We start from the raw sequence: 13,264 nt of genomic DNA on the forward strand, positions 1-13,264 counted from the left end.
CTCCGCGGCGTTACTCGGTGCGCAGTCGCGACTCGACGAACGCCTCGAGCTTCTCCCACTGCGCGACGGCCTTGGCGTGCGGGCCCGACGGCTCCGCGCCGCTGGGCTCTAGCACGTACCCGACGAGCCGGCCGAGCGGCTGGTCGCCGTCGAGCGCCGCATCCACCGAGGTGTCCTCGGCATAGTCGCTGACGTCGCGCAGCAGTTCGACCACCAGCTCGAGCTGTTCGCGGTCGACCGCGTCCGGTCCGTCGGCGAGGTCGTCGGCGAGACCGCTCAGGACGTACACGTTGTCCTCGGTGACGTCGATGCGCAACGAGCCGTCGATGGCCGCGGTGCGGATGTCGTCGTAGGTGTCGAAGCTCGACAGGTCGCTCTCGTGCTCGTCGGCGAGGTAGCGGGCCAGGGCGCGCTCCGAGCCGAACACGCTGATGCGGCCGTTGCGGCCGAGGAAGCGCGGCTCGTCGCCGACGTAGCAGCGCAGCGTGTAGTAGGTGCCGCTGCTGGTCATGATGCGGATCGGGTCGATGCCGACGCGGGTCCAGAAGTCCTCGTCGTCGCCGAGCAGCTGATGCTCGGCGTGCGCGGCGAGGGCGTCCTCCTCGTCGGTGTCCTCGCCGTCGGTTCCGGCGACGTCGTCGATCACCGGCTCGTCGGTCTCCTCGGGCTTGGGTGCCGGCTCGGCCATTTCGGCCTCGGCCTTCTCCACGGCCGCCGCGTCGACGTCCGGAACGGTGACGATCTCGTCGATGGAGTCCAGGACGCCGTCCCAGTTGCGGCCGATGACGGTTTCGATCTCGCTCCACCGCTTGCGCCCGGGCCGGCCGGCGAAGGCCTCCAGCCCGCCGCCGAGGGAACCGAGGACCGGGTTGCCGTTGAAGAACTTCGCGACGGGCGTCAGGTCGCAGACCGAGCCGAGCGACTGGACGATCGACAGGGCCCGCAGCAGGGTCGTGACCGACTCCTCGGTGGGCTTGGCGGCCACCACTTCGGGGACGTCGACGAGGTCGTACACGTGGTCGTCATGGGGGTCGCAGCGGTGCGCGGTGGCCTCGGTCAGAGCGGGCCACGCCGGGTGGTCGGTGAGGTCGTTGTCGGTGCTGGTCTTGACGAAGGCGGCCAGTTCGGCGACTGAGGAGAAGGCGTACAGGTCCTCGTCCTTGCCGAGGAAGCCCTGCCATTCGTCATCGGCGTCCCGCCACGACGGAGCCCACAGTGTGTACAGGTCGCCCTTGGTCAGCCCGAGCCGAACCGGCACGATTTCCGCAGCCATGGCGCACAGCGTAGCGACGTCACTCGTGGACGTGTCACGGTCCTCGTCGCCGCGTGCGGGCGGGGGATCGCGCGGGTGGGTCAGCGCTCCCGCGCGTCACCCGGCCGCGGGCGATTGACCGACGACATCCAGCCGGCCACGCTCAGCAGCATCAGGTAGGCGCCAGCGCCGAAACGGTAATTCGTGCCCAGGACCATGACGACGCTCCAATGCATTCGGTGTACGGCCAGGTTCCCCACTGATCGTCCGCAGCAAACCTGAGATTCGTGCGAGTCGACCCTGAGAGGAACCCAAGCGTTCGCTGGAACCAGCGTGACATCGGTCACCGCGACCTCGGCGCGGATCGCGCGAACCGTGACGGCGGCGTCGATTCGGACGGGTCGGCGCGGGCCGTTACCCGATCGTGATGGCTACTACGGAGCGTCATCGACGGACTCATCCCGTCGGCCGCCAGAAGCCCTGGAAACCCTGCCCGGCATTGGTGGTCCGGACGGGGGAGAGCTGCACCGGGTCGCCCGCCTCGATCATCATTCCGTCGCCGACGATCATCGCGACGTGGCCGTCCCACACGGCGAGGTCGCCGGGCCGCAGCGATGCCCGATCGACGGACGCCCCGACGTCCTGCTCCTGGGCCAGCCGCGGCAGGTCGAGGCCCGCCTCGCGATAGGCCCACTGCGTGAGGCCACTGCAGTCCAGGCCTACGCCGGGGGTGGTGCCGCCCCAGTCGTAGGGCACGCCGAGCTGGGTCAGGGCGTGCCGCACCGCATCGGCCGCGACGGCGTTCGGCGCCGCGCCCGTCGCGCCGCCGGCCAGGCGCACCGCGAGGTCGCTGCCGAACGCGTCGGATCGCGGCGTGACCCGGGGCGGCCCGCCGCGCGGACCGCCTGGCGCCCCACCGCCGCGCGAGCCCGCAGCGGCGGCGAGCGGCGCAGCGGTACCGGTGAGGGCGCCCGCCCCGCCGCCGAACGGCATGCCACCGCCGGCCGGAGGCGTGGCGGCGTGGCCGCCCGGCCCGGGTGCGGCCGGTGGGGACGTCCGGACCGCGTCGGTCTCGGCGTCGAGTTCGGCGGCGAGATCGTCGACGACGGCCAGCGCCTCGTCGAGGGCCCGCTGCGCCTCGTGCGCCAGCGCCTCCGCGGCGGCGGGCGACGAGGCGTCCAGCGTCGCGGCGCGACCCTCGAAGTCCGCGATGATCGCGTCGAGCCGTTGCCGCGCCCGGTCGACCGCGTCGGCCGCGACCGAGGCGCTCGCGGCGAGTTTGTCCGTGCGGCCCGCGAGCGCGTGCAGGGCGTCCACCGTGTCGCGGGCGAAACCGTCGGCCGCGGCGGCGGCAGCGCCGCTCCAGGTGTCACCGGCCGACCGGGTGAGCGCCGCCCCGACGTCACGCAACTGCGCCGGCAGCCCGTGCAGCGCGGAGGCCACGCCGGCCCGTCCGGTGCCGATCCGCTCGCGGATCTCGTAGAGCGGTGCGGCGAGGCCCGCCACGTCTGCGGGCATCAGGCGCCCGCCGACCCGATGGCACCCGTGACCCGCAGCTCGGCGGCGTCGAGGGCGACGGCGGCACCGGACGTCGCGGCCGAGGAGTCGGCCACCCGCCGGCCGAGCCCGGCGGCGTCGCGGGCACGCGCGGTGACGGCGTCGGCCAGCGCGGTGAGGAAGCGTGCGCCGACCGGGCCGTAGGCGTCCGCCGGCGGCCGGGCGTCATCGAGCCGGCGGGCCAGGGCGGCGAGGTCGGCGGCGTGGGCGGACTGCGCGGCGGCGAGACCGAGGAGCGCGGGAATGTCGGCGTGCACGTGGGATAGGACGCAGCGGCCGGCTGATCGGTTCCCTCGCCCTCGGTCGATTAGGGTCTCGCGCATGGACGTCCGGGTCGTCGATCATCCGCTCGCCGCAGCACGGCTGAGCACCCTGCGCGACGAGCGCACCGACAACGCCGGCTTCCGGTCGGCACTGCGCGATCTCACCCTGATGCTGGTGTACGAGGCGACCCGTGACGCCCCGGCCGAGCCGATCCAGGTGCGCACGCCGCTGGCGACGGCCACCGGGTCGCGGCTGGCCACCCCGCCGCTGCTGGTCCCGGTGCTGCGCGCCGGCCTCGGCATGGTCGATCAGGCCCACGCGCTGATCCCGGAGGCCCGGGTCGGCTTCGTCGGCGTGGCCCGCGACGAGACGACCGCCCAGCCGACGCCCTACCTGGAGTCGCTGCCCGACGACCTGAGCGCGCAGCCGGTCATGGTGCTCGACCCGATGCTCGCGACGGGCGGGTCGATGGCGTACACGCTGGGACTGCTGAAGGCGCGCCGCGCGGTCGACATCACCGCCGTCTGCGTGGTGTGCGCGCCCGAGGGCATCGCCGCGCTCGAACGCGTCGTCCCGGACCTCAGGTTGTTCACGGCCGCCGTCGACGACGGACTCAACGACGTCGCGTACATCGTGCCGGGCCTCGGGGACGCCGGCGATCGCCAGTTCGGTCCGCGCTGAGCCGTCAGGACCCCACGGGCGCGTGCTCGCGGGCGGTGAGCACCCGGGGCGCACCGTCGGTGATGGCGATCGTGTGCTCGCTGTGCGCGGTGCGCGACCCGTCCGCGGAGCGGATGGTCCACCCGTCCGGGTCGTACACGATGCGATCGGTGCCCGCGGCGAACCACGGCTCCAGCGCGAGCGTCAGCCCGGGCCGCAGGGTCAGCCCGCGACCGGGACGCCCGGTGTTCGGGACGTGCGGGTCCTCGTGCATGGTGCGGCCGAGTCCGTGGCCGCCGAACTCGGTGTTGACGCGGTAGCCGTACTCGGCCGCCACCGCACCGATCGCGGCGGAGACGTCACCGAGTTTGTGGCCTGGCAGTGCTGCGGCGATGCCCGCGTCGAGCGCCCGCTCGGTGGCCTCGATCAGCCGCACGTCCTCCGGACGCGGGGTGCCGACGACGATACTGCGCGCCGAGTCGGCCACCCACCCGTCGATCGACACCGCGATGTCCATGGTCAGCAGGTCACCATCGGCCAGCACGTAGTCGTGCGGAAGTCCGTGCAGCACGGCATCGTTCACCGACAGGCAGATGACGTTCCGGAACGGTCCGCGGCCGAAGGACGGTGCGTAGTCCCAGTAACAGGACTGCGCGCCGCGCTCCGCGATCAGGGTCCGTGCGCGCTGCTCGAGGTCGAGCAGGTTCACCCCGGGCCGCGCGCGCGACGCGACGTCGTCCAGCAGCGCGGCGATGAAGGCGCCGGTGACCGCCATCGCCTCGATCTCCTGCGATGTCTTCAGTTCCAGCACCCGCGGTACCTCCCTCGTCGAACCGGTATGAAAATACCAACCTAGCGCGGTGAGTGGGTATTTTCATACCGGGCCCGGGTAGGCTCGCCGCGTGGTCCGTCTCCCGCTCACCCCCGAACAGCTCGCCGCCGGCAAGCGGCTCGGCGAACGCCTGCGTCGGGCGCGCGGCGAGCGCACCCTGGCCGACGTCGCTCAGGCCGCGGGGATCTCGCCGGAGACACTGCGCAAGATCGAGACCGGCCGGCTCGCGACGCCCGCCTTCAGCACCATTGCCGCGCTGGCCCGGGTCCTGCCGCTGACGCTCGACGAACTCGCCGAGGCCTGCGCGCCGGCCACGGATCTGCAGCAGACCGGCTAACTCGGCGTCGGATCCGCCGTCCACGTTCGCACCTCGTCGGCCATGTCCTCGAGCAACTGCGCCGCCCTCGCTCGCTCGGTGGCGACGTCCGCGGCCGGCGCCCGCCGAATCTCCAAGTAGCACTTGAGCTTCGGTTCGGTGCCCGACGGGCGGATGACCACGCGGTGGTCGCCGTCGGCGGCCGTGACGACCAACGCGTCGGTGCGGTCCCGGCCGCGTCGGATGAGGAGGTCCGCCACCGTCGCGGGTGCGCCGCACAGCCGGTCCGGTGGTGCTGAGCGCAGCCGCGCCATCGTCGCCGTGGCACCGTCGGCGTCGGCGTAGCGCTGCGACACCGCGCCCGTCGCGTGCACGCCGTGCCGGCGGAAGAGGTCGTCGAGCGCCTCGAGGACCGTGCGGCCCTCGGCCCGCAGGGCCGCCACCAGATCGCACGCCAGCACCGCCGCGCTGATCCCGTCCTTGTCGCGCACCGCGTCCGGGTCGACGCAGTGCCCGATGGCCTCCTCGTAGGCGTAGACCAGCGCACCGGATCCGCCGTCCGCGCGCGCCAGCCACTTGAAGCCGGTCAGCGTCTCGACGTGCGTCGCGCCGTGCGCGCTGGCGATCGCTGCGAGCAGTCGGGACGACACCAGCGTGCTGGCCACCGTCCGCTCCCGGCGCGCGTCGGCGTGGTCGAGCACGTAGTCGCCCAGGAGCCAACCGGTTTCATCGCCGGACAGCATCTGCCAGCCACCCGGTGTCGGGATGCCGACGGCGCAGCGGTCGGCGTCCGGATCGAGCGCGATCGCGATGTCGGCACCCACCTCCGCGGCCAGCCCCAGCAGCAGGTCCGTCGCGCCGGGCTCCTCCGGGTTGGGGAACGCGACCGTGGGGAAGTCCGGGTCCGGGGCGAACTGCTCGGCGACCACGTGCACGTCGGTCACCCCCGCGGCCCGCAGCACCTGCAATGCCATCTCGCCGCCAACGCCGTGCATCGCCGTCAGCGCGACCCGCACCTCACCCGTGCCGCGGCGCACCGCCGCCGCACGGGCGACGTAGTCGTGCACCAGCGCGGCGCCGGCCGGATCGACCGCGACGCGGTCCGGCGCGTTGGGTGCCACCGCCATCGCCGCCTCCACCTCGCGGTCGGTGGGGCTGACGATTTGCATCCCGCCCTCGGCGAACACCTTGTAGCCGTTGTCCATCGGCGGGTTGTGCGAGGCGGTGATCTGCACCCCCGCCACCGCCTGCAGCGCGCGGACGGCGTAGGCCACCACCGGAGTGGGCACCGGGTCGGGCAGCAGCACCACCGCGAAGCCCGCCGCCGCCAGCACCTCCGCGGTCGCCGCCGCGAACTCGTCGGAGTGGTGCCGCGCGTCGCGGCCGACCACCACCGTCGACCCGCCCAGGCAACGGTCGCGCAGGACCGCCGCCAATGCCCACGACGCGCGCGACACGGCCGCGACGTTCATGCCCCCCGGCCCCTCCCGCATCGGGCCGCGCAGTCCGGCCGTGCCGAATACCAGATCGGTCATGCGCTCATTGTCCGTGTGCGTCGTCGGGATCACGGCTCCTCGCGCCAGCGCTCGTCGGCTACTTTCCGCAGGATCGGCGCCACCAGCATCAACAGCTCTGCCTCCAGATCGGTCAACGTGCGGGCCATCGCGTCGCGCAGCCAGGCGTCGCGCTCGGCCCGGTCGGCCGTCAGCAGCGCCCGGCCCTCGTCGGTGAACTCGATGAGCTGCCGCCTGCGGTCCGCCTCGTCCGGGCGCCGGGCGATCAAGCTGCGGGCCTCCAGTTCGTTCAGTCCGTCGGTGAGGGACTGCACCCGCACGCCCATCCGGCTCGCCAGGTCGGCGGGAGAGGTGACGCCGAGGCGGCTCACTTCGCCGAGGATCTGCTGCTGGCTGAGGGTCAGGCCGTTGTCGCTGCGGTGGCGCCGCAACTGACGGGTCAGGGCCATGATCGCCTCGCGCAACTCGGTCGCCGATTCCGTCTTCACGGATACCAAGATAAACCTTGCCATTACGCCATGAACAGCGTTGTCGTCTCTCAGTTGAAGATCGTCGGAGCCAAGCGCATACTTGGTTTCGTGATCCGTTGGGCTCTCCTGGTCGTCGTCACCGTCGCGGTGACGGTGCCCCTGACGCTGCTCGGCGTCCCGTCGGCGGCGCTGTTCGCCGCGCTGCTGGTCGGCATCGTGCTGGCGCTGCTCGGCCGCGCCCCGTCCGGGGTGCCCCGCCGCGCGGGACTCGCCGCGCAGGGCGTGCTCGGCGTCTACATCGGCACCATGGTGCATCGCGACGCGCTCGACGCCCTCGGCGGCGACTGGGCCATCGTGCTCGCCGTCGCCGTGGCCACCCTCGCGCTCAGCATCCTCGCGGGCGCGCTGCTCGGCCTGCACCGCGACGTCACGCCGCTCACCGGGGCGCTCGCCCTCGTCGCCGGCGGCGCCTCCGGTCTGGTGGCGATCGCCCGGGAACTCGGCGGTGACGACCGCGTGGTCGCCGTCGTGCAGTACCTGCGCGTCGCGCTGATCACGGCGTCGATGCCCGTCGTCGTCACGCTCGTCTACCACGCCGCCAAGACCGAGCACGCCGCCGCGCCCACCCAGGGCGGAGCGCTGCCCTGGTACGTCAGCGTCGGCCTGCTCGCGGTCATCGTGCTGCTCGGCACCGCCGCCGGCCGCCTGGTCCGGTTGCCGGGTGCCGGCCTGCTCGGACCGATGGCCGTCACGATCGTGCTCGAACTCACCGGCACCTCGTTCGGTCTCGCCGTGCCGGTGGCGCTGGTGCAGGTGGGCTACGCCGTCATCGGCTGGCAGGCCGGCGTCTCGTTCACCCGCGACTCCATCCGGGCCATCGGCCGTGCGCTGCCTGCCGCGCTGGGCCTCATCGTCTTCCTCAACGTCGCCTGCGCCGGTCTCGGCGTCCTGCTGGCCCACGTCGCCGGGATCAGCCCGCTGGAGGGCTACCTGTCCACCAGCCCCGGCGGCATCTACGCCGTCCTCGCCACGGCCGTCGAGACCGGGTCCAACGTCACCTTCATCGTCGCCGCCCAGGTGGTGCGGGTGCTGCTGATGCTGTTCGCCGCGCCGCTGCTGGCCCGCGGCTTCGCCTCGCTCAGCGCGCGCCTCGGCCGGCGCCGCGCCTACAGGCGGGAGAGCACCTCGGCCAGCAGGGAACCCATCCGCGTGGCGGACTGACGCCCGGCCTCGAGCACCTCGGCGTGCGACAGCGGGGCGCCGGTCATGCCGGCGGCCAGGTTCGTCACCATCGACACCCCGAGCACCTCGGCGCCGGCGGCACGCGCCGCGATCGTCTCGTGCACCGTCGACATGCCGACCAGGTCGGCGCCCAGCGTCCGGAGCATGCGGATCTCCGCGGGCGTCTCGTAGTGCGGGCCGGGCAGCCCGGCGTAGACACCCTCGGCGAGCGTCGGCTCTACGTCGCGCGCCAGCCCACGCAGCCGCGGGGAGTAGGCGTCCACCAGGTCGACGAACTGCGCGCCGACCAGCGGCGAGCGGGCGGTCAGGTTGAGGTGGTCGGCGATCAGCACCGGTTGGCCGACCTCGAACTCGGGGCGCAGCCCGCCCGCCGCGTTGGTCAGGACGACGGTCGACACCCCGGCCGCGCACGCCGTCCGGACCGGATGCACGACGTGGCGCAGGTCGTGGCCCTCGTAGGCGTGAGTCCGGCCCAGCAGGATCAGCGCGCGCCGGCCCCCGACGGTCAGCACGCGGACCTCGCCGCCGTGCCCGGCGGCCGTGGGCGGCGTGAACCCGGACAGCTCGGCCATCGGGATCACGGCCTCCGGCTCGCCCAGCCGGGCGGCGGCCGGTGCCCACCCGGAGCCGAGCACCACGGCGACGTCGACGCGGTCGACCCCGGCCCGGGCCAGCACCTCGGAGGCGGCCTGCTCGGCGAGCGACTGCGGGTCACCTGTCACAGTCAGGCAGCGTACGAGATACTTCGACGATGCCCAGTGCCAGCGCCGCGACCGTCGTCGAGGAGGCCGTCGTGCGGCGGGGCAACGACCTGATCGAGCTGTCCCACGCCATCCACGCCGAACCGGAACTCGCCTTCGAGGAATTCCGCAGCTGCGCCAAGACCCAGACGCTCGTCGCCGAGCGCGGCTTCGAGGTGACCCACGCCGCCGGTGGCCTGGACACCGCCTTCCGCGCCGAGTTCGGCAACGGCGACCTCGTGATCGGGGTGTGCGCCGAATACGACGCGCTGCCCGAGATCGGTCATGCCTGTGGACACAACGTGATCGCCGCCTCGGCCGTGGGCACCGCCCTCGCGCTCGCCGAGGTCGCCGACGACCTCGGGCTCACCGTGGTGCTCATGGGCACGCCCGCCGAGGAGGCCGGTGGCGGCAAGGTGCTGATGCTCGAGGCCGGCGTCTTCGACGACGTCGCCGCCACGGTCATGCTGCACCCGGGTCCACTCGACATCGCCCGCGCCCGGTCACTGGCGTTGTCGCAGGTCGCGGTGACCTACACCGGGCGGGAGTCGCACGCCGCGGTGGCGCCGTTCCTGGGGCTCAACGCGGCGGACGCCATCACGGTGGCGCAGGTGGCGATCGGGCTGCTGCGCCAGCAGATGGCGCCCGGCCACATGGCGCATGGCATCGTGACCAACGGTGGACAGGCCACCAACGTCATCCCCGGCCACGCCGCGATGGCGTACACCATGCGCGCCAACGACGCCGCCTCACTCCACGAATTGGAGGCCCGTATGTCGGACTGCTTCCTCGCGGGAGCGATCGCGACGGGATGCGAGTACCGCGTCGAACCGACCGAACCCGCCTACCTGGAACTCACCCCGGACCGCTGGCTCGCCGAGGTGTTCCGCGACGAGATGGTGCGCGTCGGGCGCAGCCCCGTCGGCGCCGACGTCGAGGCCGCGTTCCCGCTCGGCAGCACCGACATGGGCAACGTCACCCACGTCATGCCCGGCATCCACCCGATCGTCGGCATCGACGCCGGCGGTGCGTCGGTGCACCAGCCCGGCTTCACCGCGGCGGCGGCGGGCCCCAGCGCCGACGACGCCGTCGTCCGGGGCGCGGTGATGCTGGCACGCACGGTCGTGCGGCTGGCCGAGACCGGCGCCGAACGGGACCGGGTGCTCGCGGCCGCCGAGCGGCGGAGCGCCTCGTGAGCAGCCTGCGCGACCACACCGAGGCCTGGCTGGCCGCCCACGGTGACGAGCTGATCGCCTGGCGCCGGCACATCCACGCGCATCCCGAGCTGGGCCGTCAGGAGTTCGCGACCACGCAGTTCGTCGCCGCTCACCTCGCCGAGGCCGGCCTCAACCCCAAGGTGCTGCCCGGCGGCACCGGGCTCACCTGCGACCTCGGCCCGGATCACGGGCCGCGCGTCGCGCTGCGCGCCGACATGGACGCGCTGCCGATGACCGAGCGCACCGGCGCGCCGTACGCGTCGCTGGTGCCGGGCGCCGCCCACGCCTGCGGCCACGACGGCCACACGTCGGTCCTGCTCGGCACGGCGCTGGCCCTGGCGTCGGTGCCGGAGCTGCCGATCGGCGTGCGGCTGATCTTCCAGCCGGCCGAGGAGCTGATGCCGGGCGGCGCGATCGACGCCATCGCGGCCGGGGCCCTGCAGGGGGTGTCCCGCATCTTCGCGCTGCACTGCGATCCGCGGCTCGCGGTCGGCAAGGTGGCGACGATCGCCGGGCCGATCACCTCGGCCGCCGATCAGATGGAGATCACGCTGCAGTCGCCGGGCGGGCACACGTCCCGCCCGCACCTCACCGGCGACCTGGTGTACGCGCTCGGCACGCTAATCACCGGGGTGCCCGGCGTGCTGTCCCGGCGGGTCGATCCGCGGCACGACACCGTGATGGTGTGGGGCGCAGTGAACGCGGGGTCGGCGGCCAACGCGATCCCGCAGGCCGGCTCGGTGGCCGGCACTATCCGCACCGCCAGCCGCGAGGCGTGGGTGGTGATGGAGGACCTGATCAACGAGATCGTCGCGTCGCTGTTGGCGCCGCTTCGGGTCGGCTACGCGGTGAACTACCGGCGCGGCGTGCCGCCGGTGGTCAACGAGGAGGTCTCCACCCGGCTGCTCACCCACGCGATCGAGACGGTGGGCGCCGACGTCCTGGCCGACACCCATCAGTCCGGTGGCGGTGAGGACTTCTCCTGGTACCTCGAGGACGTGCCGGGCGCGATGGCGCGGCTCGGCGTGTGGTCGGGCCGCGGTCCGCAGCTCGACCTGCATCAACCGACGTTCGACCTCGACGAGCGGGCGCTCGCGGTCGGCGTGCGGGTGATGACCAACGTCGTCGAGCAGAGCGCGCTGATCTGACCGGTCAGCCCGGGGTGCCCGGCCCGACGTTGCTCGAGGGTCGGGTCCGCAGATCGTGCACGTACTCGGCGGGCGCACCGGCGATCTCGGCCGCCTCGGCCATCACCCCGAGGTAGCGCGCGGACGGGATGCCGCCCTCCCAGGCGTCGACGACGTAGAGCCAGGCCAGCACCGGGTCGGTGTCGGTGTCCGACGACAGCCGGTGCACACGGCACCGGATCTTCTTGTGGAAGCCGAGTTCGGACCCCTCCCAGCGGTCGAGGTTCTCCTCGTCCTCCTTGGTCATGTCGTACAGGACGACGAAGACCCGGCTCGCGGGGTCCTCGACGAGGGTCGCCAGAGCGCCCTCCCAGCCGATGTCGGCGCCGCCGAAGGTGAGCCGCCAGCCGTGCAGCCACCCGGTCCCGGCCATCGGCGAGTGCGGGGCACGCTGCAACATCTGCTCCGGATGCATGTTCGACCCGTAAGCGGCATAGAGCGGCACGGGGCAATGCTAAGGGGTCTGCAGCGACGCGCGGCGCGCAACCGCAGGGTTGTGTCGGTCACCCGTGTCACCGTGCGACGGCCGGGCACCGCGGCGGCTAAGTTGGTCGACGTGGCTACCCGCATCGTGATCATCGGCGGCGGCCCCGCGGGCTACGAGGCAGCGCTCGTCGCGGCGGGCCGGGGACCCGACGTCGCGCAGGTGACGATCGTGGACGCCGACGGCATCGGCGGCGCCTGCGTGCTGTGGGACTGCGTCCCGTCCAAGACGTTCATCGCCTCCACCGGCGTGCGCACCGAACTCCGCCGCGCCAACGGCCTCGGCTTCGACATCGCCATCGAGGACGCGAAGATCTCGCTCGAACAGATCCACAACCGGGTCAAGACGCTGGCGCGGTCGCAGTCCGCCGACATCGGGTCGAACCTGCTGCGCGAGGGCGTCACCGTCGTGCAGGGCCGCGGCGAACTGGTCGACGACGTGCCCGGCATGGCGCACCACCGGGTGAAGGTCACGACGCGCGACGGCAAGGTCGGCGTGCTCAAGGCCGACGTGGTGCTCATCGCCACCGGCGCGAGCCCACGGGTGCTCCCGCAGGCCAAGCCCGACGGCGAACGCATCCTGAACTGGCGGCAGCTCTACGACCTGACCGAGCTGCCCGAGCACCTCGTCATCGTCGGTTCCGGCGTGACGGGCGCGGAGTTCTGCAATGCCTACACCGAACTCGGCGTGCCGGTGACGGTCGTGGCGAGCCGCGACCAGATCCTGCCGCACGAGGACTCCGACGCCGCCGCGGTGCTGGAGGAGGCGTTCGCCGAACGTGGCGTCAAGCTGGTCAAGAACGCGCGCGCGGACTCGGTGACCCGCACGGCGGACGGCGTCCGGGTGGCCATGGCCGACGGCCGCACCGTCGAGGGCAGCCACGCGCTGATTACGGTCGGGTCGGTGCCGAACACCGGCGGGCTCGGCCTCGACCGCGTCGGCGTCGACCTCGGCCCCGGCAATTACATTCCGGTGGACCGGGTTTCGCGCACGTCGGCGTCGGGGATCTACGCCGCCGGCGACTGCACCGGCCTGCTGCCGCTGGCGTCGGTGGCCGCCATGCAGGGCCGCATCGCGATGTACCACGCGCTCGGCGAGGGCGTGTCGCCGATCCGGTTGCGCACGGTCGCCGCGGCGGTGTTCACCCGGCCGGAGATCGCGGCGGTCGGGGTGCCGCAGACCAAGATCGACGACGGCACCGTGCCGGCGCGCACGCTGATGCTGCCGCTGACCACCAACGCGCGGGCCAAGATGTCGCTGCTGCGCCGCGGCTTCGTCAAGATCTTCTGCCGGCCGGCGACGGGGGTCGTCATCGGCGGCGTGGTGGTCGCGCCGATCGCCTCGGAACTCATCCTGCCGATCGCGCTGGCCGTGCAGAACCGCATCTCGGTGACCGATCTCGCGCAGACGCTGTCGGTGTACCCGTCGCTGTCGGGCTCCATCGTGGAGACGGCGCGGCGGCTGATGGCCCACGACGACCTCGACTAGACGACCTCGACTAGACGACCTCGACGGGCTTGCGCGCACGC

General features: G+C 73.0%; 14 protein-coding genes. 6 read left to right on the forward strand and 8 right to left on the reverse strand.

The window, feature by feature from the left end:
- Window positions 1–10: 10 nt before the first annotated feature.
- The 3 genes from satS to FZ046_RS12330 form a co-directional block, all read right to left on the reverse strand.
- Window positions 11–1,273 (reverse strand): protein export chaperone SatS, encoded by a 1,263-nt coding sequence (gene satS / locus FZ046_RS12320; RefSeq protein ID WP_070352426.1) that lies wholly within the window; start codon window positions 1,271–1,273, stop codon window positions 11–13.
- Between the two features lie 435 nt (window positions 1,274–1,708).
- The gene (locus tag FZ046_RS12325; protein WP_149484251.1) at window positions 1,709–2,770 is read right to left on the reverse strand and encodes a C40 family peptidase; all 1,062 of its coding nucleotides are present in this window, start codon (window positions 2,768–2,770) and stop codon (window positions 1,709–1,711) included.
- Window positions 2,770–3,066 (reverse strand): hypothetical protein, encoded by a 297-nt coding sequence (locus FZ046_RS12330; RefSeq protein ID WP_149484252.1) that lies wholly within the window; start codon window positions 3,064–3,066, stop codon window positions 2,770–2,772. The genes FZ046_RS12325 and FZ046_RS12330 overlap by 1 nt, the downstream gene beginning before the upstream one ends.
- A 64-nt stretch (window positions 3,067–3,130) precedes the next feature.
- Here FZ046_RS12330 and upp point away from each other — a divergent pair, with 64 nt between their 5' ends.
- A complete protein-coding gene (gene upp, locus FZ046_RS12335; RefSeq protein ID WP_070352029.1) occupies window positions 3,131–3,754 on the forward strand; it encodes a uracil phosphoribosyltransferase in 624 nt (207 codons plus the stop codon).
- Window positions 3,755–3,758: 4 nt separating this feature from the next.
- On the opposite strand, the gene map is transcribed toward upp, so the two are convergent.
- On the reverse strand, window positions 3,759–4,544 hold the full coding sequence (gene map, locus FZ046_RS12340; protein WP_070352030.1) for a type I methionyl aminopeptidase: 786 nt from the start codon (window positions 4,542–4,544) through the stop codon (window positions 3,759–3,761).
- Window positions 4,545–4,635: 91 nt separating this feature from the next.
- Here map and FZ046_RS12345 point away from each other — a divergent pair, with 91 nt between their 5' ends.
- Entirely contained in the window at window positions 4,636–4,902 is a 267-nt protein-coding gene (locus FZ046_RS12345) for a helix-turn-helix domain-containing protein (RefSeq protein ID WP_070352031.1), read from the forward strand.
- On the opposite strand, the gene FZ046_RS12350 is transcribed toward FZ046_RS12345, so the two are convergent.
- Together FZ046_RS12350 and FZ046_RS12355 are read right to left on the reverse strand one after the other, a co-directional pair.
- Window positions 4,899–6,416 (reverse strand): phospho-sugar mutase, encoded by a 1,518-nt coding sequence (locus FZ046_RS12350; protein ID WP_083298086.1) that lies wholly within the window; start codon window positions 6,414–6,416, stop codon window positions 4,899–4,901. The genes FZ046_RS12345 and FZ046_RS12350 overlap by 4 nt on opposite strands.
- A 29-nt stretch (window positions 6,417–6,445) precedes the next feature.
- Window positions 6,446–6,844 (reverse strand): MarR family winged helix-turn-helix transcriptional regulator, encoded by a 399-nt coding sequence (locus FZ046_RS12355; protein WP_407664479.1) that lies wholly within the window; start codon window positions 6,842–6,844, stop codon window positions 6,446–6,448.
- 129 nt (window positions 6,845–6,973) lie between these two features.
- Here FZ046_RS12355 and FZ046_RS12360 point away from each other — a divergent pair, with 129 nt between their 5' ends.
- Window positions 6,974–8,086 carry an AbrB family protein gene (locus FZ046_RS12360; protein WP_407664462.1) on the forward strand — a complete coding sequence of 371 codons (1,113 nt, stop codon included), beginning with the start codon at window positions 6,974–6,976 and terminating at the stop codon, window positions 8,084–8,086.
- On the opposite strand, the gene FZ046_RS12365 is transcribed toward FZ046_RS12360, so the two are convergent.
- On the reverse strand, window positions 8,032–8,829 hold the full coding sequence (locus tag FZ046_RS12365) for a purine-nucleoside phosphorylase (protein WP_070352035.1): 798 nt from the start codon (window positions 8,827–8,829) through the stop codon (window positions 8,032–8,034). The genes FZ046_RS12360 and FZ046_RS12365 overlap by 55 nt on opposite strands.
- Window positions 8,830–8,858: 29 nt before the next feature.
- Between FZ046_RS12365 and FZ046_RS12370 the strand changes: the two genes are divergently transcribed.
- Window positions 8,859–10,043, forward strand: coding sequence for a M20 family metallopeptidase (locus FZ046_RS12370; RefSeq protein ID WP_070352036.1), 1,185 nt, complete (start codon window positions 8,859–8,861; stop codon window positions 10,041–10,043).
- On the forward strand, window positions 10,040–11,212 hold the full coding sequence (locus tag FZ046_RS12375; RefSeq protein WP_070352037.1) for a M20 family metallopeptidase: 1,173 nt from the start codon (window positions 10,040–10,042) through the stop codon (window positions 11,210–11,212). The genes FZ046_RS12370 and FZ046_RS12375 overlap by 4 nt, the downstream gene beginning before the upstream one ends.
- Window positions 11,213–11,216: 4 nt before the next feature.
- Here the strand turns inward: FZ046_RS12375 and FZ046_RS12380 are convergent, their stop codons facing one another.
- On the reverse strand, window positions 11,217–11,696 hold the full coding sequence (locus FZ046_RS12380) for a gamma-glutamylcyclotransferase family protein (protein WP_070352038.1): 480 nt from the start codon (window positions 11,694–11,696) through the stop codon (window positions 11,217–11,219).
- A gap of 111 nt (window positions 11,697–11,807) precedes the next feature.
- On the opposite strand from FZ046_RS12380, the gene FZ046_RS12385 reads away from it, so the two are divergent.
- Window positions 11,808–13,223: an NAD(P)H-quinone dehydrogenase gene (locus FZ046_RS12385; RefSeq protein WP_070352116.1), complete on the forward strand. Its 1,416-nt coding sequence runs from the start codon at window positions 11,808–11,810 to the stop codon at window positions 13,221–13,223.
- Window positions 13,224–13,264 lie beyond the last annotated feature (41 nt).

Origin of the sequence: Mycolicibacterium grossiae, from assembly GCF_008329645.1 — a bacterium.
Taxonomy (GTDB): Bacteria; Actinomycetota; Actinomycetes; order Mycobacteriales; family Mycobacteriaceae; genus Mycobacterium; species Mycobacterium grossiae.

Excerpts from the sequence above, each read along its gene's own strand:
- satS (WP_070352426.1), bottom strand. The coding sequence starts at position 1,273 with ATGGCTGCGGAAATCGTGCCGGTTCGGCTCGGGCTGACCAAGGGCGAC.
- FZ046_RS12325 (WP_149484251.1), bottom strand. The coding sequence starts at position 2,770 with ATGCCCGCAGACGTGGCGGGCCTCGCCGCACCGCTCTACGAGATCCGC.
- upp (WP_070352029.1), top strand. The coding sequence starts at position 3,131 with ATGGACGTCCGGGTCGTCGATCATCCGCTCGCCGCAGCACGGCTGAGC.
- FZ046_RS12350 (WP_083298086.1), bottom strand. The coding sequence starts at position 6,416 with ATGACCGATCTGGTATTCGGCACGGCCGGACTGCGCGGCCCGATGCGG.
- FZ046_RS12355 (WP_407664479.1), bottom strand. The coding sequence starts at position 6,844 with ATGGCCCTGACCCGTCAGTTGCGGCGCCACCGCAGCGACAACGGCCTG.
- FZ046_RS12370 (WP_070352036.1), top strand. The coding sequence starts at position 8,859 with ATGCCCAGTGCCAGCGCCGCGACCGTCGTCGAGGAGGCCGTCGTGCGG.